The following is a 24,611-nucleotide window of genomic DNA, read 5'->3' as shown; positions in this document are numbered from 1 at the left end:
CCGCGCAGGAAAAGCACTACAGGATCAGGAAAACGGCTCTATATCGGAAATCAGGATGGGAGCGGGCCACTTGACTTGCGGGTCAACGCTGCTTTCTATGTATAACCATGTGGAATTCTAAAGTACAAAAACCGCACCCCGGGGTGTCAACACCCTCCTGTAAAGAAGTAGGCACGAACGCGGCGCATCACTGTGTAGTGGGACGGCCCCCGTTGCTGCCCTCGTGCTGGCCGTCCCCCCACCTTCTGTGCATGGGGCATGCGTGGCGGGGCTCCAATGGACGAGAAACAGACACTTCGGTCTCCTAAACGGTCATGGAGACGGCCGGTCGGGACGGTGGGCGTGCTCGTCGTGCTGGCCCTCAGTGCACTGTTCTGAGGCGGCCGTGAGCGGCGGGGGCTCCCGGCGGATGGGTGCGCACGATGGAAGGGGAGCCGTCGGAGAGCCGTTCGTGGAGGAAGTCCCGGATCGCTCGCAGCCAGGGCCAGCGGTCCTCGTCCGTAAGGAACTCCCCGCGTTTCATCTTCTCCACGTTGGCGTCAGGAACGTGAGGGAGGAGACGCTCGGTCTGCAAGTGCTGTAGGCTGGGATCCTGTGCTCGTCACACGTCCCACGTGAGAATGTCTTCTTCGGACTTCTCCTTGTCCTCCCACTCCTCGGCGTCCTCCGGAGGGTCTTTCATCTCCGTGATGTTGTATCCGAGATCCCGCCATTGATTGGCCAAGTACTCGTTCCACTGCGTGTAGTGCTCCCACTTCTCAGGCAACTGGTCCTCCGGATAAATGGCTTCCACGGGGCAAACAGGCACGCATGCATTACAGTCGATGCATTCGTCGGGCTGGATGGCCAGAAAATTGGGCCCCTCATAGAAGCAATCGACAGGGCACACCTCGACGCAGTCCATGTACTTGCAGTTGATGCAGGGCTCAGCAACAACGTAGGGCATAAGCAGCAGTCCGGAGGGAGTCGAGACAAAGTGTGGTTGCGAGGGCCGGATAAGACCCATAAGATGGTAATTCACGTCTGAATCGCAGTTCCTAAGAACACGGCGACCGGTTCCAGTATTGTCGGCTGTTTCCCAAAGTCGCTTTTTCGTCCGGCCCGAGCGCTGAAGGTTCTCACAGATCCCTCGATCCATGTCTGACGCCCCGCCCGTCCTCGCCCTGATTGCTCACGATGGCAAAAAGGCTGACCTCATCTCGTTTGCCCATAAGAACGTCGAACTCCTCCGTCGATTTCGCCTAGTGGCTACCGGCACGACGGGCAAGATGCTGCAGGACCAGCTCGACCTGGACGTGCACCGGTATCGCTCCGGCCCGCTGGGGGGCGATGTGCAGATTGCGGCGCGGATCGTGGAGGGGGACATTTTCGCCGTCGTGTTCTTCGTCGATCCCCTCGACAAGCACCCCCATGAGCCCGACATCCAGACCCTCCTCCGGGCCTGCAACGTGCACGACGTGCCGCTGGCAACGAACGAGGCGACGGCCCGCTATATCATTGCCCGGGAGACGGTGGAGGACGTGGCGATCTCGGTCGATTGGGGAGAGGAGTCCTCCGGATAATCGGTCTCAGGAGAGCGAAGCCCAAAAAAGTTTGCCGGGGGCAGCGGGAGCGAGTTCAATGTGGAGGAGAGGCTTCGAACTGAGCTCGCGGCCCGAGAAAAACGGTACCGCGGGAGTGTCTTGGGGATGGCATGAGGCGGGAAGAAACCCTCATTGCGTACTGCACGTGTCGTTCCCGAGCCCAAAACTCGACTAGTCCCGGTACCACTCTTGCCTCGTCGTTTCCTCCGGACTGCAGCCGTCCTTCTCGGCTACGGGGCGCTGTTCGTGGTCCTCGATACGCAGGCTACGCTTTTCGAGATCGCCCCTGGCGTGAGTCTGTGGTATCCCTCCGCTGGGCTGAACCTCGCGCTCGTCCTGATCTTCGGCGTGCGGTACACGCCCGCCATCTTTGTGGCCCTCCTGGCCAGCGGCCTCTGGATTAGCGACCCCGCCATCCCCGTACAGCATCTTCTCCTGCCCAACCTGGCTATTGCCGTAGGAAACGGCGGTGTAGCCTGGGCGCTGCGCCGTGCACTGCGCGGACGAGCCCTGGCCACGCCCGGAAGCATGGTGCGGCTCATCGGGGCCATGGCTGCGCTGGCGACGTGGAACAGCGTGCTGGCGCCCGTGAGCTACTTGCTCACGGGCCTCGAGGGATACGCGCTGGACACACTTCACACGACGGCCTTCAAGTGGGGAGTTGGCGACTGGGCAGGCATGCTCACCTTAACCCCGCCCCTTCTCGTCGCGGCCCTGGCCGTGGGCGTTCGGACCGTTCCGGAGTCGTGGACACGGGGGCTGAATGTTCGGTGGCCCCGGACGCGGGGGGCGCTTCTCGAGCTGGGCGGACAGGTCGGCGCCGTAGTCCTGAGTCTGTACGGCGCCTTCCGGTTGTTTGAGGGTCCCTATCTGCTTTACCTGTGCTTCCTCCCCATCCTCTGGATGGCCCTCCGACACGGGCTTGCACGGGCGTCGGTCGGGGTGCTGATCGTCAATCTAGGTGCCGTGATCCTCCTGTCAGGGGGAAGCGAGCCGGGCTCGATCCTGGGGCTTCAGTTGTTCATCCTGGCCCTGGCCCTGACGGGACTCGTCGTCGGAGCACTCGTCTCGGAGCGGCGGCACACGGTCGATACGCTGCGGCACGTCCTGGCGGGGACCGATGGCGGGGGCGAACCGGTCTCGCCGGAAGGCAGTCCCGACGCCTCCATCGATGAGGAGGTGCATCGGGTGGCCGACCGCGTGCACTCAAAACAGCAGCAATTGGCGGCGGACGCGGACCTGTTGCAGCGTCAAAACCGACGACGGGACCAGCTCTTCGGGATTATCGCCCACGATCTCCAGGGCGCCGTGGGCACGGCGGGGGGGTTGGCGGAGGTCGTGGAAGCGGAGGCCGACACGTTGCCGCGGGACAAGATCGCGACGTTTGGCCGCAGTCTCGGCCGGTCCATCGAGCGGGCGCAGACCCTGCTGAACGGCCTGCTGGAGTGGGCGCAGCTGTACGCAGAAGACGACCCGGAGGAGTCGGCCGGGGAGAGAATCGAAGCGATCGTCGAGCCCGCCCTGGACCACGTCGGGCCGGACGCCGAGGAGAAGCAGATTCGGATCGAGCGCGAGATCGAGTCCGACCTCATGGTGCGTGGGTCTCCAACCTTGCTCCAGGCCGTGGTGCGCAATTTGCTCTCCAATGCCATCAAATTCACGGAGGAGAGCGGGCGGGTGGTCGTACGGGCCACCGGGGAGGCGGACACCGTTACCCTCTGCGTCCAAGACGATGGGGTCGGGATGTCTCAGGATGAGCTCGACTCGCTCTTCAAGCCGGACGAGAGAACGTCCCGACCGGGAACCGCCGGTGAACAGGGGGCGGGGCTGGGACTGGTGCTCTGCCGAGAGATCGTAGAGCAGTACGGCGGCCAAATCTGGGCCGAAAGCACTCCCGGGGAGGGGACGGCGGTGTACTGCACTGTTCCGGCATCGGCCGGTGAGAACGCCCCTGAGCCGCCGCTCGCCGAGGACAGAACTGAGTCGTCCTGAGCAGAATCTCCGATCAGGGCTCCCGTCACTCCTGGTCGAACAGGTCCTGGTCGGGCGACGAGGCTCGATCAAAGTGATCATAGGCCCGCTGAAGGGCCACTCGGCCCTGCGGGGTGCGCTCCATGAAACCCTCCTGGATGAGGTAAGGCTCGTAGACCTCCTCGATCGTTCCCGACTCTTCCCCCACCGATACGGCCAGGTTTTTGAGCCCTGTCGGGCCGCCGTCGAAGTTGTCGATGAGGGTGAGGAGGATGCGCGTGTCCATGTCGTCGAGGCCCTCCTCGTCCACGTCCAGCGCGTTGAGGGCCCGATCGGCGATGGCTTTCGTGATGCGGCCGTCCCCCTCCACCTCCGCGAAGTCACGGGTCCGGCGGAGCAGCCGGTTGGCCACACGGGGCGTGCCGCGACTCCGACGGGCGATCTCGAAGGCGCCCTCCTCCGTCGTCTCCACACCCAGGATGCGGGCCGAGCGCTGGGTGATTGCCTGTAGGAGCTCGGCCGTGTAGTAGTCGTAGCGAAAGTCGATCCCGAAGCGGGCGCGGAGAGGAGCGGTGAGCAAGCCCTTCCGCGTCGTGGCCCCCACCATGGTGAAGGAGGGTAGGTCAATCTGCACCGTACGGGCGTTGGGCCCGGCGTCGATTACGATGTCGATGCGGTAGTCCTCCATCGCCGAATAGAGGTACTCCTCGACGACCGGGCTGAGGCGGTGAATCTCGTCGATGAACAGCAGATCGCCCTCCTCCAGGTTCGTGAGCACGCCCGCGATGTCGGCCGGCTTCTCGAGAACCGGGCCGCTGGACGTGCGGATGCGCGCCCCCATCTCGTTGGCGATGATGTGGGCGAGGGTGGTTTTGCCGAGGCCGGGGGGGCCCGAAAGCAAAACGTGATCGAGCGTCTCCCCCCGCTGCAGCGCCGCCGTCATGAACACGTTCAGGTTCTGTTTGATCTTCTCCTGGCCGACAAACTCGTCGAGCGACTGCGGGCGAAGCAGCTTTTCGACGTCGGTCTCTGAGTGGTCGGCCTCGGGGCTGAGGGCGTTGGATCGAGGGTCGCTCATGAGGGGGGCGGTGGCGAATTCGAAGAGAACACCGGCAGAGGCAATGGTTCAAGCACGGAAGGGACAGAGGGTTTCATGTGCGGGCACTGTGTGGCAGTCGGATGCCCCTGCCGGTTCGCAAACGAGGGAGGAATCACAAACATTCCCCTGCGCCCATCGTAAAAGCCTCGGAATGAATTTTGTGGGATTGGTAGTCCTGGTGGCTTGAGCCCGGGACAAGCCCCACGAACTCACTGCCTGCACCTCCCACTCTCTGTGTGAATTGAAGTCGTTTTCGCCGACATATGCTTGAGCTCCAGCAGAAACAGGAACTCCAGCAGAAGTTATCGCCCCAGCAGATCCAGTACATCAAGCTGCTGCAGCTGGATACCTTCGACCTGGAACGGCGCATCGAGGAAGAGCTCGAAGAAAACCCCCTGCTTCAGGAAGGCCCGAGCGAGGAAGAGCAGCGAGAGGAGGAGGAGCTCGACGCGACCGCCGAGGAAATGGAGAACGAGCTGGAGGAGACCGACGAGGACGACGAGGAGTTCGACGTCGAGGATCTTCTCAACAATACCGATGACATGTACGGCTACAACGCCAAGCCCGGGTACCAGGGAGACGACGAGGACCGGGATCGGCCCATGCCGGCGGACCAGACCCTCGCGGAGCAGCTCCAGGATCAGCTCTCGTTCCTGAACCTGGACGACACCGAGCACATCATTGCCGACCAGATCATCGGGTCCATCGACGAGGACGGCTACCTGAAACGGGAGATCGACTCGATCATCGACGACATCCTCTTCAATCACGGGGTTGAAATCACCGAGGAGGACGTAGAGAAAGTGCTGACCCAGGTGCAATCGCTGGATCCGGCGGGCATCGCCGCGCGGGATCTGCAGGAGTGCTTGCTCCTTCAGCTCTACCGCATGCCGGAAGACGTGGAGGGGCGCAACACGGCCATTGCGATGCTGGAAGATGAGTACGAGGCGTTTACGAAGAAGCACTTCGACAAGCTCGAAAACCGCCTCGGCGTGGACGACCAAGAATTGAAGACGGCGTTCGACTTGATCCGTCAGCGGCTCGATCCGAAGCCGGGAGAGGGCGAGTTCTCGGAGGAAACCAACTACATTACCCCCGACTTCACGGTGCGGCACGTGGATGGGGAGTTTGTCATCACCCTCAACGGCCGAAACGCGCCCGATCTCCACATCTCGCGCCACTACCGCAAGATGCTCCAAAAACTCAAGGCCCAGAAAGAATCCGACGAGAAGGAGGTCGACGAGGAGACCGAAGAGTTCCTCAAGGACAAGTTCGACTCGGCCCAGTGGTTTATCGACTCCATCAATCAGCGCCGCCACACCATGTCGCTGGTGATGGATGCGATCGTACAGCTCCAGGAGGACTTTTTCCGGTACGGGGAGGGACACCTCAAGCCCATGATTTTGAAGGACGTGGCCGAAATTATCGACATGGACATCTCCACAGTCAGCCGCGTCGTGAATGGCAAGTACGTTCAGACTGAGTGGGGCGTGTACGAGCTCAAGTACTTCTTCTCCGAGGGGCTCGAGACGGTCGACGGCGAGGAAGTGTCCAACAAGGAGGTAAAAGCCGAACTCCAGCGGATCGTGGACAACGAGGACAAGACCGATCCGATGTCTGACCAGGACCTCGCCGACAAGCTTGAGGAAAAGGGCTTCAAGATTGCCCGCCGCACCGTATCGAAGTACCGCAAGCAGCTGAGCATTCCGGTGGCCCGCCTGCGCCGAGAAATCGTGCTTGAGGAGGAAGAGGACGATGGAGGATAGGAGGGGGGCACGGGGGCGAACCGCCGCTGGTCTCTGCTGGGGGAGAGCCAAGTCGTCAGCGCCGAAGGTCCGACCCCCAGGAACGCTCCTCTCGTGCAGACGAGTCCCTGTGGCGGTGCTGCCGGCCGGAATGAAATTCTCCGCGCTGGGCCGTATGTTGCTGTTGAGAATACAACAAATTGGCAACGTCGTCCCTCGCTGATTTCCCGTCCGCCATGATTGGAACTGCCCCTGCCCCCCAGATCGAGCCGCTTGGATCACAGGCCGAACGCGAGGAGCGCCTGGAGGCGCTACGCACAGCCTTCACGGGGCTCGATACGGAATACACCCTAGCCGACGGCTCCACAGTCTCCCGGACGTACCTCGACAGCGCGGCCTCCAACCTGCGCCTCACGGTGGCCGACGACATCGTCCGGCGGGCCCTCCGCCACTACGCCAACACCCATTCGGAGCTTCACTTTGGGGCCCACGTCACGACGCATCTGTATCACCGCGCGCACCAGATCGTCAACGACTTTGTGGACGCGTCCGACGCGTACACCTCCGTTTTTCTCGGCAGTGGGGTGACCGGAGGGCTTAACCGGATGGCCCAGGTGCTCGCCGAGCGCCGTCCGGAGCGCGACCTCGTGATCACGACGTTGATGGAGCATCACGCCAACGATTTGCCGCACCGCAAGCACGTGGGGGAGGTGGTGCACGTCCCGCTGGAGAAGGATCCGGATGGGGACGCCGGGCGCGTAGACATGACGGCACTCCGGGCTGCGATCCAGGAGCATGCCGACCGGCTCAATTACGTGGCCGTGACGGCCGCCTCGAACGTAACCGGCGTCATCAATCCCGTCCACGAGGTCGCGCGGCTCGCCCACGAGGCGGGAGCCCTCTGCGTGGTCGACGCGGCCCAGTCCGCCGCGCACCTCCCTCTCAGCGTGCAGGGCGGCGACGACGAGGCCATCGACGTGCTCTGCATGAGCGGCCACAAAATCTACGCACCGGGCAGTCCGGGGGTCGTCGTCGCCCGAAAGGACCTGTTTGAGGGCCTTGAGCCGCAGGCGGTTGGCGGGGGCATCGTGGACCGGGTCGAAACGGACCGCTACGAGATCACGGACGCATTGCCGGAGCGGGAGGAAGCGGGCACACCCAACCTGCCGGGGGCCTTCCGGCTCGCCACCACGCTCTACCTGCTTGGGCGCATCGGAATGGACCTCGTTGAGGACGACGAGCGCGAGCTCACGCAGTACGCACTGGAGCGCTTCGAGGCCATCGACGGGCTCAAGATCTACGGGTCGCACCGCCTCGAGGTGGCCGACCGCATCGGGGTCATCACGTTCAACCTCGACGCTCTGCCCCACGGCCTCGTCACCGCCGCGCTCAACGATTACTTTGGAGTGGCCGTGCGCAACGAGTGCTTCTGCGCGCAGCCGTTTGTTCGTAAGCTACTCGGCCGGACGAGCACCAACGGGGATGCGACGTCCGACGCGGCGTGCAGTCCCGAGGCCCAGCCCGGCATGGTGCGCGTGTCGTTCGGGCTTTACAACACGAAGGCCGACGTCGACACGGCTGCCGATGCGCTCGCCGACATTGCCGCACGCCCTGACTGGTACCGCAGCCGGTACCGCCCCCTCCGTGACGGCAGCGGCGACTGGGTTCACCGGAACTTTGACTTCGAGCCGGCGCGGGCCTTTTCGCTTGAGAAGGAGGTCGACGCCTGGCTGCAATCCGCTTGATCGTTCCGGGTCGGGACCAGTCCGGATCTCCGAGCCTGGATGCCCCCGAAACCATGGCCTCGGGGGGCTATACGGCCCGTGGCGTCTACGCCGTACTCTGCCCATCTACCGACACTGCTTCCTGTCGATCTACCGCCTGGGCTAGCACCTCCAACCAGCGGCGGACCTGCGTGAACACGAGATAGCGTTCCGACACGCGGCGGCGGGCGTTGCGGGCCCACCGCTTCCGCTCCTCGGCGGCATTCATCATCTCGTGGATTGTGTGGGCGATGCCCTCCGGGTCCTCGGCCTGAGGCGTGAGCCGACCGTGGACCCCGTCCTTGACCTGCTCGCGGAGGCCCGCAGCGTGCGTTCCCAGCACCGGTCGCCGTTTCCACATGGCCTCCGTGACGGTAAGTCCGAAGCCCTCCTGCAGCGAGTTTTGAGCGATGATGGAGGAGCATCGCTGCAGGGCGTTCACCATCAGCGCGTTGATGCGGCGCGACGTCATGGGCAGTGTGATGATGGCCACGTCGCGCTGGATCTCGGGGGGGAGATCGTGCCACTGGCTACAGATTTCGTTGAAGACCTCCTGGCCCTCCGGATCGTCCGATACGGACTCCGGATCGGGACCGGCAAGAACCAGACGGGTGAGGGAGAGGCGGCGCCGATCGCGTTCGGAAGTGGCGTTGCGGTCGAAAAAGCTTGGCTCCTTCATCCGGGCAAATCCCTGAAGAAGCGGGGCAAAGCCCTTCAGGCGGTCCCACCGAGAGATTTGTGTGACGATGGGCCGCTGCATGAGACCAAGGTCTTCGGGGCGGGTCGCAGGGGCGAAGGACCCGTCGCGCTGCAGCCGCATGGCGGGCGGGGCAAAGTCGCCGTCAACCGTCGGGTGCGCCGACTCTGCCAGCCGAGACCGGCGCAGGACATCTGTCAGTTCGGTTACGGAGAGCTGCCGGTTCTTCGGACTCAGGGGATTGATGGCCGGCTGAATGAGGTCCGACCGGTCCTTGAGAAACTCGGGCAGGTACTCGCGGAGGGAAAAAATTGTCTCGTCGTACGCCTCCGCCCATGGCTTCAGGAACTCCCATGCGGTTTCGGTGGCGGCGTTGCTCTCGTCGAGACCGATGTGGCACCGCCAGAGGGCCGGAACGTCCATCTCCTGCTTGAGGAGCGCCCCGGTCCCCAGCGGTTGTGGGTCGTGCACTACGACCGGATCGCCGGGGTCAACTCGCCGGGCCAGCCCGTCGGCCATCTTCCGACTGACCGACCGATACAGCTCTCGGTCTTCGTTGCTCAGGTGCGGGGTGCCCGTTCCATGAATGAGATTGTGGATGCGCTTTGTAAGCTGGAAGAAGCGATCCTTCTCGCTCACGATGACGGCCCACTCGGTAGACACGCCCAGCTCGCGCAGCATGGAGACCACCTTAGGGAGCATTTCGGCCACTCCACCCCCCTGAGCGGTTGAATTAACCATCCATACGGTTCGGTCCTCGAGGCGGTCGGCGCACTTCTGTGCCACGGCCCGCAGGTCCTCGACGGGGCGCTTGAGCGACGCGTGGGCCGCGTAGTCGTCAAGGGTGCGTTCCGTCTCGACGTCGACGATAGTGATCATAAACGAAAGTTCGATTCGGGTGGGTTAGCGAAGTCTGTTCGCGATGGCTGTAATCCCCTACGCAGACGTGAAAACAGCCTACAGGAAGGGAAAAGGGAGCATCAGATGAGAATCAACAAGATCGGGAGTATTGTCTGCACTCGACAATAAGGTCCGCCCAGCCGGGGGACTTGCGTCTCCGGAGCCCCTTTTCGCTTCTTTCTCCCCGTCCGTCGTAGTTGGATTGGAGCACCGAAATGGGTCGCCTTTCCAGGCTCCAGAGACGAGTTGGGAGAAAATTGGAGCAGGAGGCTTCTAGCTTACAGGTTGCACTTGTTGACCGAAACGGACGACCTGCAGGGCACAGGGTCATCTCGCAACTTTCGGGCCAAGTGTTTCACACGTCGGGCCGACTACGCTTGTAACGGGCGGAACGAGGCGAATTTCTCGTGAGCAGAGGTAGGGGTTCTGGTCTCTGCTCTCAGGGCCGAGGCGTTCTGAAAGATCCCATACAAGGATAGACGGAAGGACACACGGGATCAAATTAAGACATCCACCCGCATAGGACGAAAGGTTACAGAAATCAGAAAAGGAGGGGCCAAGCAGGAGCAGAGCAACCCGGGAGACCGCAGTTCAAACGCGCTTTGTCCACTTTCAGAGACGACTACGCGCCCGTGCCTCATCCGTCACTCCAGATCTCGAGGTGGGCGCGAACAGAGATCGATCGGCATTTCAAGAATTGATCGGGGGAGGGCACGCCCGGCCGAAGGGCTCCTGACAGGCTTCGGTAGAAGCAGCGAGCCCTACGCTGCCACCTCGGCGGTCTCTGCTTCCACAACCTCCTCCTGCACATTGCTCGGCATCGCTTCGTAATGGCTGAACTGGGTCTGGTGTATGCCCCGGCCCTGGGTCAGGGACCGGAGCGTCGTCGAATACTGATGAAGCTCTGCCTCGGGGACCTCAGCAGTAATTTTCTGAAAGGGCCCTTGCGTGTCGATGCCCTGCACACGGCCGCGGCGCGTGTTCAGGTCGCTGATAATGTCGCCTGTGAAGTCGTCGGGGGTGGTGATGGTGACGGAATGGATGGGTTCCAGCAGGACCGGGTCGGCCTTCTGGAAGGCCTTCCGGAAGCAGGCGAACGAGGCCCGCTTGAAGGCCGCCTCGTTCGAGTCGACCGGGTGCATGCCCCCGTCGTAGATCACGATTCGCACGTCGCCGACGGGAAAGCCGGCCACGGGACCCTCCTCCATCGTGTTGAGCGTTCCTTTTTGGATGGACGAGAAAAACTTGTTCATGTCGATGACGCCGCCAACGATGGCGTCGACGTAGTGCACCTGTGCACCCCAATCCGTTTCGATCATCTCCTCGCCCCGAACGTCAACGTAGTCCGGCGGGTGGAATTCCCCGTCCAAGGGCTCCACGAGCATGGAGATGTCCGCGAACTCGCCAGCCCCGCCCGACTGCTTCTTGTGACGGTGCTCGGCCGTGGCCCGCCTCTGGATTGTCTCCCGGTACGAAATGCGTGGCCGCATGAACTCGACCTCGACGCCCGCCTGCCGCTCCAGCCGCGACTTCGCGATCTGGAGGTGCGTCTCGCCCAGGCCGCTCAGTGTGAGCTGATTGAGAAGCGAGTCGTGGTTGAAAACGAGCGACGGGTCCTCGTCCGTGATCTGGTGAAGGCCCTGCGCAAGCTTATCCTCCTGACCCTCCTCCACGGGGCGAACAGCCATGCGGTAGCGGGGATCGGGAAACTCGATGGGAGGGATGACGGTGTCCGAGCCCGGGGCTCGAAGCGTGTCGTTGGTCCCGGTGTCTTCCAGCTTCACCAGGGCCCCAAGGTCGCCGGCCACGAGGCGAGGAATGTTGTTGCGCTCTTCGCCGTTGAGCTCGTACATCTGACCGATCCGCTCGGTCGAGCCGGTGGACGCGTTTTCAAGGTCCTGGCCCGACTCGATCGTGCCGTCGAAAACGCGGACGTACGAATACTCCCCGACGTGCTCCTGGGCCATCGTGCGGTAGACGAACGCGACCGGGTCGTCGTCCGGATCGGCCCTCAGCTCCCGCCCCTCCTCCGTCTCGACCAACCGGCTCGCGGGCGAGGGGCACACCCCGCTGATGAAGTCCATGAGTCGAGAAACCCCAACCTCGGCGGTGGCACTGCTGACGAAAACGGGGAACAGTTCTCGTTCGATCATGGCTAGGCGGAGACCGTTTCGCATCTGGTCCTCGGTCAGTTCTCCCTGTTCAAAGTAGGTCTCCATGAGGGTGTCGTCGCTGGCAGCAATGTCTTCAACCAACGTCTCGCGACGCTCCTGGGCCTCCTCTTCGTACGCGCCGTCAATCGGCTGCACCTCCGGTTCGGTCTCGCCCTCAGGGTAGTACAGCTGCTGCATCCGAAGCACGTCGATGAGGGATCGAGAGTCCTCCCCCGCCGGAAACTGCACGACCGCTGCCCCTCGTCCGAACCGGTCCTCCACCTCATCGATGATGCCGCGGAAGTCAATGTCCGACTGGTCGACTTGATTTACCACGAATAGGGACGGGGTGTCGGTCTGCTCGCCGTACGACCAGGCCATCTCCGTACCGACCTGCACCCCCGACCGCGCGTCCAGCACGTACAGAGCGGTGTCGGCTACCCGCATGGAGGCGATGACCTCGCTCGCAAAATCGGGGTACCCAGGAGTGTCGAGGATGTTGATCTTCTGATCGTTCCACTCAGCGTGGAGCAGCGTCGCAAAGATCGACATCTGCCGCTCCTTCTCGCTCTCGCGGTGGTCGCTCGTCGTCGTTCCCTCGGGCACGGACCCGACTCGGGAGAGGGCCCCACTCGTGTGAAGCATGGCCTCGGACAGTGCAGTCTTGCCGCTGCCTTGATGGCCTACCAAGACGACGTTTCGAATTTGATCGGCGTCGGTAACGGTCATCAGCTCTCCAGGGAGTTGGTGGGCGAGAACTCGGAAACTGGGTCGCGGCCTCGGACGCTGCACAGGGCATCCGCTATCCCCTCTAAGTTCACGCACAAAGAAGCCGGAATCAAGAAGAAGGGAGCGTGACTACCACAAGGACGCGCCGCAGCGCGAAGGCAGAGAACATCCTGGCGGCCGCTGTGCCGGTCTGTTGAGCCTTCTGCGGGTGAAAATGGCCGGCGTAGAATCTTGAAAAGAAAGAAACGGGGCGGATGTTCGCCGAAGGCAGAATTTCAGGGCTGGGGCCGCTGTGGGGACTCCTGGACGGACGTAGACACAGATGGGCAACCGGACGCCTCCCGGTCCATTCCCGGTGAGTTCCGCTCCCGAACCGAAACACAGAATCACGGATGGGGGTTTGGCCCTTTCGTTCCTACCGCACTGTCACCCCCCGACTTCCATGGCCGTCTTTCCTTCGTACCAGTCCCACGCGAAGGCCTTCGTCCTCGGGACCCTTCTGGCGCTCGCGGGGCTAGGGGGGTACTTCTGGTTGGGGCCCTCATCGTCGGCCTCCGAGTCTACAGTAACTGTCTACAAGAGTCCGACGTGCAACTGCTGTTCGGAATGGGTGACGCACATGCGCGAGCAGGGATTCTCCGTCGAGGTGGAGTCGCGGGTCAACGTGCAGCCCGTGAAGAAGCAGGTAGGCGTGCCCTCGCCGCTGGCAGCGTGTCACACCGCCGTGGTGGACGGGTACGTGGTGGAGGGGCACGTGCCAGCCCAGGACGTGAAGCGTCTCTTGCGTGAGACCCCAGAGGTTCGGGGCCTCAGTGTGCCGGGCATGCCGGTGGGGTCCCCCGGGATGGAACGGGGAGGGCGGAGAGAGCCCTACGAGGTGCTTGCCTTCACCGCGGCGGGCGACACAAGCGTCTTTGCCCAGTACGGTCGTCGGTAGGAGGCAACCGATTCTGCTTCGCGGACGCCTTCTTCATTCACAAGACAGATGGTGGCCTCATGAGGCGACTCCGAGTCGTGGCGCTCATGCTCACTGGGGCTGTTGTTCTGGCGTGTGGACAAGACGACTCGACCCACAGCTACAGGCAGACGGTTTTACAGAAGCGCGTGCAGCGCGACATGCGCATGCGAGAGAAAGAAAGCGTCGTGCCGCCGGGCCGGCGGGATGCGTTCCGTGGACTCGACTTCTACAAGGTCGATCGCACCTACCGCTATGTCGTGCCCCTGCGACAATCCCCCTCTCCGGATACGGTCATGGTCGCCGAGAGTACCGGCGGACTCCGACCTCAGGTGCAAGTAGGACACGTTACCGTACCCCTCCCGGATGGACCGACGAGACTAATCGTGTTTCGGGGGGAGGGCGAGGAGCAGCGGGGACGGCTCTGGATTCCCTTTGCCGATTCCACGAACGGGCGAACGACATACGAGGGAGGGCGCTACGTAGACCTGAAGCCCGTGGGGACGGACACAGACTCGGTCGTGGTCGACTTCAACCGAGCGTACAATCCCACCTGTGCCTACAATCCGGAGTTCGCCTGTCCCTTGCCGCCCCCTGAAAATCGTATTGACGCGCCCGTACCGGCGGGGGAGCGGCGGCCAATGTTTCGGGGCGGGCCCGCGTCGTAGCCCGGAGCTGCCTCTCGGGGAGTTGACTGTGCGGGTCGGAGCGGGTACGTTGATGCACGCAATTTTCCGTAACGGCCAGGGGTGCCTGCCTATGTGTGGGCTGAGAAACACCCTCCGAACCTGATCCGGCTCGTACCGGCGCAGGAAGCGTCTTGGCACTCCAAGATTGGTGTGCAGGGGCGAGGTGCCCCCTGGCTTCGCATTGTTTTTTCAGAAGCCAGTGTACCGCACACCATGATCGCTCTTGATCGTCAGGTCGTCGTCATCACCGGGGCCAGCCGCGGGCTCGGGGCCACCATCGCCCGGGCCTTTGGGCGGGAAGGTGCTCGGGTCGTCGTGAACTACTTCCAAAGTCCGGACCATGCCGAGGCCGTAGCCGCCGACATTGGCGACCGGGCCCTTCCCGTGCAGGCCGACGTGCGCTCCCCCGACGCCGTACAGACAATGGTCGATACGGCTGCCGACCACTTTGGGGCCCCGGTCACTACGGCGGTCCACAACGCGCTCATCGACTATCGCTTCGACCCCGAGAATCGAGAAACCATCGACACGATTGGGTGGGACGACTACCAGGCCCAACTCGACGGGTCCGTGAAGGGGGCGCTCCACCTGCTGAAGGCCTGTCTGCCCGGCATGCGTTCGGCGCGGGAGGGGCGCTTCATCGGCATCAGCTCCAACCTCGTCCAGGACCCGGCGGTCGCCTACCACGACTACACGACCGGAAAAGCGGCCCTCCTCGGGTTCGTGCGGAACGTTGCCCAGGAGCTGGGCGAAGAAGGAATTACGGCGAACCTCGTCTCCGGAGGGCTGCTTGACGAGACGGACGCCAGTGCCGCCACCCCAGACGCGGTCTTCGAGATTATCGAGCAGAACACCCCCCGTGGCACTGTCACGACGCCGGAGGAGATGGCCGACGCCGTGCTGTTGTTTGCCTCGCCGCGGGCCCGGGCCATCACCGGACAGAACCTGGTCGTGGACGGTGGGCGCGTCATGCAGTAAGCCTGAAGTCGACTTCTCCGTTCACACAGACCCTTTCGTCCTTGCTCTTGCTCGCCCTCGAAACCGCGACCTCGACCTGCGGCGTGGCCGTCCTCCGCGACGACGCGGTGGTCGCAGAGGCCCACCTGTACCGGCCCCGCGTGCACTCCAAGCGCCTGACGCCGCTCGTGGAGGACACCCTGGGTCACGCCGGCGTGTCGTCGGACGAACTCGACGCAGTGGCCGTCTCGATGGGGCCGGGCTCGTACACGGGACTGCGCATCGGGGCAAGTACGGCGAAGGGCTGGGCGCTGGCCGCCGACGCCGCGCTCGTGGGCGTGCCCACGCTGGCGGCCTACGCGGCGCAACTGGCCCCAGTCGCGGCCCCCGGCGATGTGGTCTGTGCGATGCTCGACGCCCGGCGAGAAGAGGTCTACGCCGGGGCCTACCGGATCACGACGGACGGGATCGTCGAACAGGCCCCGACGAAGGCGTTGCCGGTGGAGGCGCTTCCCGACTGGATTGGGGACATCGAGGGCCGGCTGTGGCTCGTCGGGGACGGTGCTCCGACGGCCAAAGACGTGCTTGCGACGGTTGAGGCCCGACACACCCTCGTGCCGCCAGAGGAGGTGACCCCGTCGGCCTCCTGGGTCGCCCACCGGGGGCGCCGCCGCCTCGCCGTGGAGGGACCGGACGACGTGGGGACGTTCGAGCCACTGTACGTGAAGGACGTGCACGCCACCCCCGCCCCCTCCCCCTTCGCGTAGGATTTGGACTTTGCGGCCGGGATTTACGATCTTCCCCCAGATGTGAACACGCGTCAGGAAGGCGCTACGGCCCGTCTGACGCTCTTACCCTGCGTACTTCCTGCACACTTGCCACTCGATACTGCTATGCCCTGGTTTCGCCGTGAGAAGGCTGGCATCCGAACGAAACGCGAAGAGCAAAATGAGATGCCGGAAGGTCAGTGGGTAAAGTGTCCGGAGACGGGCGAAATCGTCAACCGCCGCGAGTTGGAGGACAACCTGCTCGTGTTTCCCGGCTCGGGGTATCACTTCGGCATGGACAGCCACCAGTACTTTGATTTCCTCTTCGATGACGGCAACTACGACCTGCACGACACCGACCTCCGATCGGTGGACGCGCTTGACTTTGAGGACCGGAAGTCCTACACGCAGCGGCTGGAGAGTGCAGTGGAGGAAACGGGGCAGAACGAGGCCGCGCAGGCCGCCACCGGCCGCATCGGAGGACACCCGGTGTCGATGGCGGGGATGGATTTCAGTTTCATCGGCGGGTCGATGGGCTCGGTGGTCGGGGAGATCGTGGCGCGGGCCATCAAGCGGGCGTATACGCAGGAGATGCCGCTCATCACCATTGCTCAGAGCGGCGGGGCCCGCATGATGGAGGGAGCGCTCAGCCTCATGCAGATGGCCAAGACGAGTGCGCACCTCACCAGGCTCGACGAGGCGGGCCTGCCGTTCATCTCGGTGCTCACACACCCCACCACAGGGGGCGTGACGGCGTCCTTCGCCATGCTCGGCGACATTCATATCGCGGAGCCGGACGCGCTCATTGGATTTGCCGGACCCCGCGTGATCCGCGAAACGATCGGATCCGACCTGCCGGAGGGCTTCCAGCGGTCGGAGTTTCTGAAGGAGCATGGGTTCGTGGACATGATCGTGGACCGCCGCCGCATGCGCCGCCGTGTCATCCGCCTCCTCAATCTTCTGATGGAGTAGCACCGGCGTGAAATTGGAGCCCCGGAAGCGTCAGAATGCCCTGGAGGCTGGTGCATTTCTCGCTTTCGACCAGGGCGAGCGCATGCCCTGGGCATTCTTCCAAGGGAGGATCCGGTCCCGGAGCTAACGCACGCTCTCCCCAATCTCCTTGTATTTGCCGAAAACAGCCCTGGTCTCGCTACGAGAGCGAACGCGCAACATATCCACACCGAGACGCAGGAGGAGTAGAGTGCGAGATCGAGGTTAGAGTTCGGGAGGGGCGTTCCCAGCGTAGACGACGTGCTGTCTTGGGCGCTCCGAGGTCTTGGGCGCTCCGAGGTACAGGACTCCGGCTAGGAGGTACTTCCGTCCACCCGACACCGCCAGGAGCATCACACAGAATTGAAAGAGGAGAAATATTTGCGTGGTTGGGGACCCGGTGGGTTGAAACTCCAAGGCCGCACGCAGCTATAGTGGGATGTCGCTTTCGTGATTTAATCCTCGCTCCCCTGGATAGCTTGACCCAATTTCTCATGAGACGACTTATATTCCTCAGCTTTGTGCTCGGTCTCTTCGTCTGGTGCGGTTCCGCCGGTGCCCAGACCACCCCGATGGGCCCTGGTGCCCAGTTGAACGGCTTCAGTCGTGCACTCGACGCAAGTGCGAACCGCGTGTTCGTCGGTGAGCCGCAAAATGTCCACACTCCCGGACGGGTCTACGTCTACGGAAAAGACGGAGGCGCCTGGACGGAATCCACCTACCTGGAAGCCGACGGCGGAACGGTCGGCGACGGCTTTGGGACCTCCCTCGATGCGATGGGCAAGCACCTCGTCGTGGGTGCCCCCTCGGCGAACGCCGCCTACCTCTTCCGGAACAAGGCGGACGGATGGACGCAGGTCGCCCGTCTGACGTCGCCCGACAGCACGTCCAGCTTTGGGAAGAGTGTCGTCCTCACCGAAAACCGGCTCTTTGTGGGCACGGGGGCGACGGTCTCGATGACCGAAGGCGACACTCTCACCTCCGGTGCCGTACACGTCTTTGAACAGCAGAACGGACAGTGGCAGGAGGCCACGGTGCTCCGAAGCGAAAAAGTAGGTTCGGACGCGGGCTTCGCGAGTGCCCTGCTCGCCTCGGGCGACCATTTGTTCGTGACGGCCCCGAAGCACAAGAGCGGCGCCGTCGTGGTGTTTCACGCTGGGAGCGAGGGATGGACGGAGAAGCAGACCGTTACTCCTGAGGGACTGAGCAAGAGTGCCCGGTTCGGCAGTTCGATTCAGAAGGTAGGCGAGTCTGTCCTTGTTGGAGCCCCCCGGGCCTACGGCGCGACTGGGGCGGCGTACAGCCTGTCGCTTGGCATGAAGAACGACGCACAGAAACAGACGTGGACGATCAGCGGTCGTCTGCTTCCGTTCGACGGCACGTCCCGGCACCTGTTTGGGGTCGCCTTTGCCTACGATGGATCGGACCTTTGGGTGGGGGCACCGGGCGCTTCCGATCAAACCGGGGTCCTCTACCGCTACAGCCGCACCGACAGCACGTGGAGCGGCGTCGAAAAGGTCTCGCATCCCAAGGCGGACGCCGGCAACCTGTTTGGTGCCACGCTGGCCGGCAGCGAATCGATCGTGGCCGCTGGCCTTCCAGGGGATGATCACGGAGCCGGCACGATGGGCATCTACTCGCTTGATGCTGGCGACTGGACCCAGACCGAGCCGATTGCCCCGACCACCGGCGACGTCCTCAGCGCCATGACCGGAGAGGAGAAGGGGTGCGAGGATGGGAAAGTCGCTCAGTTCTCCTGCAAGAAAGTTGATTTGAAGGCGTTTCTCCCGATCGACAGGATCGGCGGGGAGCGCGGCATCAACCTCAACGACATCTGGGGCTGGACCGACCCGAAGACCGGCACCGAGTACGCCCTTGTGGGCCGCACCGATGGCACCGCGTTTGTCGACGTGAGTGACCCAACGAATCCCGTGTACGTTGGCGAACTCCCCCTGACCGACGGGGCCCGCGTCAATTCCTGGCGCGATATCAAGGTGTACGAGAACCACGCCTTCGTCGTCGCCGACAATGCGGGCGATCACGGCATGCAGGTCTTTGACCTGACCCGTCTTCGGGATGTAAAGAAGAGCGAGATGCCGGTTACGTTCGAACGGGACGCCTTCTACGACAAGGTCAACAGTGTCCACAACGTTGTCATCAACAAGAAGAGTGGATACGCCTACGCGGTCGGCAGCAGTGGTGGGGGCAAGACCTGCGGGGGAGGCCTCCACATGATCAACATCCAAGACCCAATGAACCCCACCTTCGCGGGCTGCTTCGCGGACCCGTCGACCGGCCGCTCCGGCACCGGATACACCCATGACGCGCAGTGTGTGATGTACAACGGGCCGGATTCGGAGTATCAGGGCCGCGAGATCTGCGTCGGGTCTAACGAGACGGCGATCAGTATCGCGGACGTGACGAACAAGGACAGCACCTACGCGATCTCGACCGGCTCCTACCCGGATTACGGCTACGTCCACCAGGGCTGGTTCGGGCCGGACCAGCGCTACTTCTACCAGAACGACGAGCTCGACGAGATCCAGGGCAAGGCCAAGCACACCCGGACGCTGGTGTGGGACTTGAAAGACCTCGACAACCCGAAGCTCGCGAATCAGCTTATGCTCTCTCCGAAGTCGACGGACCACAACCTCTACGTGGAGGGCACCACGATGTATCAGTCGAACTACAAGAGTGGGCTGCGCGTCCTGGATATCAGCAACCCGACGAAGCCCAAGGAGGTGGCTCACTTCGACACGCAGCCGTATGGAAAGAATAGCCCCGGTTTCCAGGGCACATGGAGCAACTATCCGTTCTTCGACAATGGAATTGTCGTGGTTTCAAGCATCGGGGAGGGCCTGTTTGTGCTGGAGAAGCCAAACTTGAAGCAGGAGCTGTAGTCTGCCCGCAGTGGTGCCCTCTTGCGGGCAGGCGACACGAAGGAAGATTCCCTCGTACCGACCACGCATGCTGAGCCGAATAAGTCTTAGATCTCTCTATGCGTCGATTCCTCTCGTCCCTCGTTCTTCTGGCACTTTTGCTCTGGGGCATTCCGGCCGCAGGCCAGGCGCCGAGTCCAAAGTTGTACGTGTGCAACCAGGGGGAGGCCACGGTCTCGATTATCGACATGACGTCGAAAACTCTCGAGACCACGGTCGACCTCAAAGAGCGGGGCTTTTCCGAAAACGCAAAGCCCCACCACGTCGTGGCCGAGCCGGATGGGAGCCACTGGTACGTCACCCTGATTGGGGCGAACACGATTCTCAAGTTTAACTCGAACAACAAGATCGTCGACCGGCTGAACAACTTTGAGGTGCCGGGACTCCTCTCGCTTGCTCCGAAGAAGAAGGTTCTGTACGCGGGCCGGTCGATGAGTGCCGTAAATCCGCCGAAGAGCCTGGGCATGATTGATCGCTCGACCATGGAGGTCATGAAGCGGGTCAACACCTTTTTCCCCCGTCCTCACCCGCTGGCTGTGAAGCCGAACGGCAACTACACCTTCATCGCCAGTCTGGCGACGAACCAGCTCATGGGCATCAACACGCAGACCCGTGAGACGAAACTCACTCGGCTGGGCGGCACCACGCAGACTCCTGTCCAGTTTGCGATGACGCCGGATGGGTCACGGCTCATCGCCGGAGGGCAGAAGACGGGTCAACTCCTTGTGTTCGACGCAACGAATGCTCCGTCCCTCTCGGTGATCGACACGCTCGACGTGGGGAAGCAGCCCTGGCACCCCGTCATCGATCGTAACAGTGGCCTCGCGTACGTTCCCAACAAGATGTCGAATTCCATCAGCGTGGTTGACGTGAGCGACCCGTCAGTGCAGGCCACGATCCGGGGGGATGGTCTCGCTCAGCCCCACGGCACGGTCCTTACGGCCGACGGCGAGTTCCTCTTCGTGTCCAACAACAACCGAGAAGGATCCCATGAACCGAGCGGTAAGAATGGGGTCGTGACGGTCATCGACACCGACACGAATGAGATTGTGAAAATCATCGAGGTTGGCAAGTACCCCACCGGCATCGGGACCTACGGGGGGCAGCAGGTGACTATGGCCGGATCGGACGGGGAAGACGGTTCGCCGTGACCGCAGGCAAATCCGCACCCTCCCGATTCTGACGCCTCACGCTCATGCCCCGTGCTCTTCATGTAGCCATCGCCTGTGTCCTTGGGACTGTTCTCACAGGCTGTGCCGCCTCCTCCGAGACCAAACAGGACTCCCCCCCGTCGTTTCCTGAGGCGTACCAGCGGGTTGTAGCGCCGTCCGTTCTGGTGCTAGACAAAGGGGGAACCCCAATCTCGAACCCGTTCTACGGGGGATTCAACACGCCGCGTCCACAGTTCGTGGACATCGACGGAGACGGAGACACCGACCTCTTCGTGCAGGAACGGCCCGGCCGGCTCACGTTTTTTGAGCGGGTCGCCCGGGGAGACACTTCACATCTGGTCTGGCGGACCGACCACTACCGAGACCTGGAAATTGGCGAGTGGTACCGGTTCGCCGATCTCGACCAGGACGGCGTGCCGGACCTCCTGACTGAACAACCGTACAGCTACATCCGCGTCTACCAGAACGTGGGGACCTCCACGTCTCCAGAGTTTACGCTCTTCACCGACACTCTGCGGACGCCATCCGGGGAACCCATTTTCTCTGACCGGCAAAATATCCCCAACGTCACAGACCTCGGTTGCAACGGCAAGCTGGATCTGTTCCTAGGACGGCTCGACGGAACCATTACGCGCTACGAGGCCGCGGAGGACTCCGCCGGCATGCCTGAGTTTGCGCTTGTGACTGAGCAGTTTGAAGGGATCAAGATCGTCGGGGGGGCCGGAAAGAAAGGGCCTTCCCTTCATGGGGCCAACACGCTCACATTCGCTGACGTGGATGATGACGGGGATTCCGATCTCTTCTGGGGCGACTTCTTCGAGCCGGGCCTTCTTCTTATTGAAAACACCGGCTCCTGCAGCAATCCCGTCCTGAGTAGTCGGCCTGTACGGTTCCCCCCCGACAACCCGCTGAAAACGAGCGGCTACAACGCTCCTGCCCTGACGGACTGGACCGGAAACGGTCGGATCGATCTGTTCGTCGGAGTTCTCGGCGGGTCTAGCAACTCCAATTCCAGCCTTGCCGACAACTTTTATTTCTACGAGCACACGGCCGAGGGGTACCAGCTCCGTACTCGCCAGTTCGTCGGAGGGATCGACGTGGGGAGCGAAAGCACAGTTGCGCTTGGGGATCTCGACGGAGACGAGACCACCGACGCTCTGGTGGCGAACAAAATTGACCCCGATCAGGGGAAAACCTCTCTTGTGTACCCGTTCCACCACGCCCGTACGTCGGGACCGTCAAAGCTCCGCAAGAGAGCCCCGCTCGATCTTCCCAACGCGTACCGTTACGCGCCAGCCCTCGGCGATCTCACGGGCGACGGCTCCGCCGATCTGGTCGTGGGGACGTGGCAGGGCACGCTCTCCTACTACGAGAACCAGGGGGACGGAACGTTCACCGCAGCCGACGAAGTCATCGGACCGTCTCCGGACGGCAGCAGCATTGTTCCGGCCCTCGGTGATCTCACAGGCGACGGGGTGCTGGACCTTGTTGTGGGCACCGCCAGTGGTACTGTCGCCCTTTACCGGAACGCGGGAACGGCCTCGGCCCCTGACTTCTCCCAGGAAGCCGACACGCTCGCGACGATCGACAGTCGGGCGGCGCCCGCCCTGCACGATGCCGACGGGGACGGAACGCTGGATCTCCTCCTCGGGACCAAAGACGAACTGGTGCTTCTCCAAAACCAGGGGACCTCGAAGGCCCCCGCCTTCGGCGCCCCTACGACAATCGATCTAAAAGGCGTTCCGCGGCGGCCGACCCCCGCGCTAGGGGATCTGAATGGGGACGGGAAACCAGAACTCGTTATGGGAGGACAGCGCGGCGGACTCGTGCTCTTTCAGTCTCGTCGGCCTGAGGGGAAGCCTGTGCCGGTGGCGCAGGGGAGGGCCGACTAAAATCTACCGGAACCAGGTGAGCCCCCGATGAAGAACAGGTTAGGAGGTGGACTGGGGCGACGAACCCACCGTACGGTCCGCGTCTGAATCGTCGGCCGCATCGAGGGCTTTGTTCAGGATCCGGAGGTTCGTGCGAAATCGCCGGACGAGCCGTTTTCGGGTGTCGCCGGAAAGGGCATTGTACGCGTTGTCACGCAGGGCTTCGAGAGCCCGGCGGTGGTGCTTCCGGGCCCGCCGCAACTCGTCCGGTGGATATCCCTCAAGCGTGCGGACGGCCTCCTCAACGTCCGCGACAGGTTGCCTCAGAGGTAGCTGTGCTGAGGGAAAGGTGTCGTCCGCTTCGGAGTCGAAGTCAGGTGCGTCGAACTGAGAGGAAGGCGCAGTCGAAGAAGCCATGCAGGAAGAGTTGAAGGTGAAAGAGGAAAACGGTCTGAGATGAAGAGATCCTAGGTACACCAATCACTTTATTTCTGGAAGCGCTTCCAGAAGATAGCAATGCGCCGGGAGTCTTGTGTCAGAAAGTGGTAAAGATTCGGAGTGGACCCTGAAAACCAGGACCCGGCCCTCTGCACCGCGGACGGAAGGCTTCAGCGCACCGGCGGGCGACCTCCCTTCATTCTGTTACCGTTTGGGCGCAACCCGATCCAGCAAGACCTGTTCGAAAAACAACACCGCACTTCCACAAGTCTGTTGCTTACACAAGAACATGGCCGAGACCGCAGTCGAACCGGAGGATCAGTTCCAGCTTGTCTCCGACTTTGAGCCGATGGGAGACCAACCCAAGGCCATCGGGGAGCTCGTTGAGGGTGTGGAACGAGGAGACGCGTACCAAACCCTGCTGGGGGCGACAGGCACCGGGAAAACGTTTACCATCGCCAACGTCATCGAGGAGGTGAACAAACCGACCCTCGTCATGAGCCACAACAAGACGTTGGCGGCACAGCTCTACGGGGAGCTCAAGCAGTTTTTCCCCCACAACGCCGTCGAGTACTTCATCTCCTACTACGACTACTACCAGCCAGAGTCGTACATCGTCCCTTCGGACACGTACATCGAGAAGGACGTGGCCATCAATGACCGCATTGAACGACTCCGGCTCCGGGCCACCTCTGAGCTGATAAGTGGACGCGACGACGCAATCGTCGTGGCGAGTGTCTCCTGCATCTACGGCCTTGGCTCGCCCGCAGAGTTTCGAAGGGAGATCGTACGGCTCGAGCGGGGGCAAGAAATCGAGCGTAATGATCTACTGCGCCGGTTCGTTGATCTCTTCTACACGCGCAACGATGTCGAATTCGAGCCCGGCACGTTCCGCGTCCGGGGCGATGTGGTGGACATCTTCCCGGCCTACCACGAAGAGCAGGCCCTTCGCATCGAGTTCTGGGGAGACGAAATTGATCGCCTCAGCCTCTTTGAGCCCGAGAGCGGTCGCGAGATCGACGAGGTTGCGGACTACACGCTCTACCCGGCTCAGATCTTCGTCACGTCCGAAGACCGGCTCGAGGCGGCCATCGAGAACATCAAGGAGGAGCTCCGCTGGCGGCTGGCGGTACTCCGGGAAGAGGGCAAGATGGTGGAGGCCCAGCGCCTGGAGCAGCGCACCATGTTCGACA

Annotated in this window: 18 protein-coding genes and 1 riboswitch; of the genes, 13 read left to right on the top strand and 5 right to left on the bottom strand. The window is 62.7% G+C overall.

Features of this window, described 5'->3' with window-relative positions; genetic code table 11:
- Positions 1 to 601 precede the first annotated feature (601 nt).
- Positions 602 to 946 (bottom strand): ferredoxin FdxA, encoded by a 345-nt coding sequence (gene fdxA, locus ABEL04_RS01940; RefSeq protein WP_375800690.1) that lies wholly within the window; start codon positions 944 to 946, stop codon positions 602 to 604.
- 190 nt (positions 947 to 1,136) lie between these two features.
- On the opposite strand from fdxA, the gene ABEL04_RS01935 reads away from it, so the two are divergent.
- Together ABEL04_RS01935 and ABEL04_RS01930 are read left to right on the top strand one after the other, a co-directional pair.
- A complete protein-coding gene (locus ABEL04_RS01935) occupies positions 1,137 to 1,562 on the top strand; it encodes a methylglyoxal synthase (protein WP_375800689.1) in 426 nt (141 codons plus the stop codon).
- Positions 1,563 to 1,772: 210 nt separating this feature from the next.
- Positions 1,773 to 3,575 carry an ATP-binding protein gene (locus ABEL04_RS01930; protein WP_375800688.1) on the top strand — a complete coding sequence of 601 codons (1,803 nt, stop codon included), beginning with the start codon at positions 1,773 to 1,775 and terminating at the stop codon, positions 3,573 to 3,575.
- A 25-nt stretch (positions 3,576 to 3,600) separates the two neighbouring features.
- On the opposite strand, the gene ruvB is transcribed toward ABEL04_RS01930, so the two are convergent.
- Positions 3,601 to 4,632, bottom strand: coding sequence for a Holliday junction branch migration DNA helicase RuvB (gene ruvB / locus ABEL04_RS01925; protein WP_375800687.1), 1,032 nt, complete (start codon positions 4,630 to 4,632; stop codon positions 3,601 to 3,603).
- Between the two features lie 284 nt (positions 4,633 to 4,916).
- Here ruvB and rpoN point away from each other — a divergent pair, with 284 nt between their 5' ends.
- Together rpoN and ABEL04_RS01915 are read left to right on the top strand one after the other, a co-directional pair.
- Complete coding sequence (rpoN, locus tag ABEL04_RS01920; RefSeq protein WP_375800686.1) at positions 4,917 to 6,419, top strand: RNA polymerase factor sigma-54; 1,503 nt, start codon at positions 4,917 to 4,919, stop codon at positions 6,417 to 6,419.
- Between the two features lie 215 nt (positions 6,420 to 6,634).
- On the top strand, positions 6,635 to 8,143 hold the full coding sequence (locus ABEL04_RS01915) for an aminotransferase class V-fold PLP-dependent enzyme (RefSeq protein WP_375800685.1): 1,509 nt from the start codon (positions 6,635 to 6,637) through the stop codon (positions 8,141 to 8,143).
- A gap of 85 nt (positions 8,144 to 8,228) precedes the next feature.
- Here ABEL04_RS01915 and ABEL04_RS01910 read toward each other — a convergent pair whose 3' ends face one another.
- Together ABEL04_RS01910 and ABEL04_RS01905 are read right to left on the bottom strand one after the other, a co-directional pair.
- A complete protein-coding gene (locus ABEL04_RS01910) occupies positions 8,229 to 9,737 on the bottom strand; it encodes a glycosyltransferase (protein ID WP_375800684.1) in 1,509 nt (502 codons plus the stop codon).
- A gap of 782 nt (positions 9,738 to 10,519) precedes the next feature.
- Positions 10,520 to 12,640, bottom strand: coding sequence for an elongation factor G (locus ABEL04_RS01905; protein ID WP_375800683.1), 2,121 nt, complete (start codon positions 12,638 to 12,640; stop codon positions 10,520 to 10,522).
- Positions 12,641 to 13,082: 442 nt separating this feature from the next.
- Here ABEL04_RS01905 and ABEL04_RS01900 point away from each other — a divergent pair, with 442 nt between their 5' ends.
- The 8 genes from ABEL04_RS01900 to ABEL04_RS01865 all read left to right on the top strand — a co-directional run bounded on the left by ABEL04_RS01900 (position 13,083) and on the right by ABEL04_RS01865 (position 23,001).
- A complete protein-coding gene (locus ABEL04_RS01900; RefSeq protein WP_375800682.1) occupies positions 13,083 to 13,577 on the top strand; it encodes a DUF411 domain-containing protein in 495 nt (164 codons plus the stop codon).
- Positions 13,578 to 13,636: 59 nt separating this feature from the next.
- Positions 13,637 to 14,263 carry a DUF1684 domain-containing protein gene (locus ABEL04_RS01895; RefSeq protein ID WP_375800681.1) on the top strand — a complete coding sequence of 209 codons (627 nt, stop codon included), beginning with the start codon at positions 13,637 to 13,639 and terminating at the stop codon, positions 14,261 to 14,263.
- Between the two features lie 67 nt (positions 14,264 to 14,330).
- Positions 14,331 to 14,428, top strand: a riboswitch (TPP riboswitch).
- A gap of 69 nt (positions 14,429 to 14,497) precedes the next feature.
- The gene (locus ABEL04_RS01890) at positions 14,498 to 15,262 is read left to right on the top strand and encodes a 3-oxoacyl-ACP reductase (protein ID WP_375800680.1); all 765 of its coding nucleotides are present in this window, start codon (positions 14,498 to 14,500) and stop codon (positions 15,260 to 15,262) included.
- Positions 15,263 to 15,303: 41 nt separating this feature from the next.
- Positions 15,304 to 16,008 (top strand): tRNA (adenosine(37)-N6)-threonylcarbamoyltransferase complex dimerization subunit type 1 TsaB, encoded by a 705-nt coding sequence (tsaB, locus tag ABEL04_RS01885; protein ID WP_375800679.1) that lies wholly within the window; start codon positions 15,304 to 15,306, stop codon positions 16,006 to 16,008.
- A gap of 126 nt (positions 16,009 to 16,134) precedes the next feature.
- A complete protein-coding gene (accD, locus tag ABEL04_RS01880; RefSeq protein WP_375800678.1) occupies positions 16,135 to 16,980 on the top strand; it encodes an acetyl-CoA carboxylase, carboxyltransferase subunit beta in 846 nt (281 codons plus the stop codon).
- 512 nt (positions 16,981 to 17,492) lie between these two features.
- Positions 17,493 to 19,898: a choice-of-anchor B family protein gene (locus tag ABEL04_RS01875; protein ID WP_375800677.1), complete on the top strand. Its 2,406-nt coding sequence runs from the start codon at positions 17,493 to 17,495 to the stop codon at positions 19,896 to 19,898.
- Between the two features lie 98 nt (positions 19,899 to 19,996).
- A complete protein-coding gene (locus ABEL04_RS01870) occupies positions 19,997 to 21,088 on the top strand; it encodes a YncE family protein (RefSeq protein WP_375800676.1) in 1,092 nt (363 codons plus the stop codon).
- A 44-nt stretch (positions 21,089 to 21,132) separates the two neighbouring features.
- Positions 21,133 to 23,001, top strand: a complete 1,869-nt coding sequence (locus ABEL04_RS01865) for an FG-GAP repeat domain-containing protein (RefSeq protein ID WP_375800675.1) — start codon at positions 21,133 to 21,135, stop codon at positions 22,999 to 23,001.
- Positions 23,002 to 23,040: 39 nt separating this feature from the next.
- Here the strand turns inward: ABEL04_RS01865 and ABEL04_RS01860 are convergent, their stop codons facing one another.
- On the bottom strand, positions 23,041 to 23,397 hold the full coding sequence (locus ABEL04_RS01860) for a hypothetical protein (protein ID WP_375800674.1): 357 nt from the start codon (positions 23,395 to 23,397) through the stop codon (positions 23,041 to 23,043).
- Positions 23,398 to 23,707: 310 nt separating this feature from the next.
- Here ABEL04_RS01860 and ABEL04_RS01855 point away from each other — a divergent pair.
- Positions 23,708 to 24,611: DEAD/DEAH box helicase family protein (locus ABEL04_RS01855; RefSeq protein WP_375800673.1), on the top strand; the 904-nt coding region annotated here is incomplete at its 3' end.

The sequence above is a fragment of the Salinibacter sp. genome, assembly GCF_042218895.1.
GTDB lineage: Bacteria > Bacteroidota > Rhodothermia > Rhodothermales > Salinibacteraceae > Salinibacter.
Note: the sequence above shows the minus strand (reverse complement) of the source record. Positions and strands in the feature narration are given on the sequence as shown.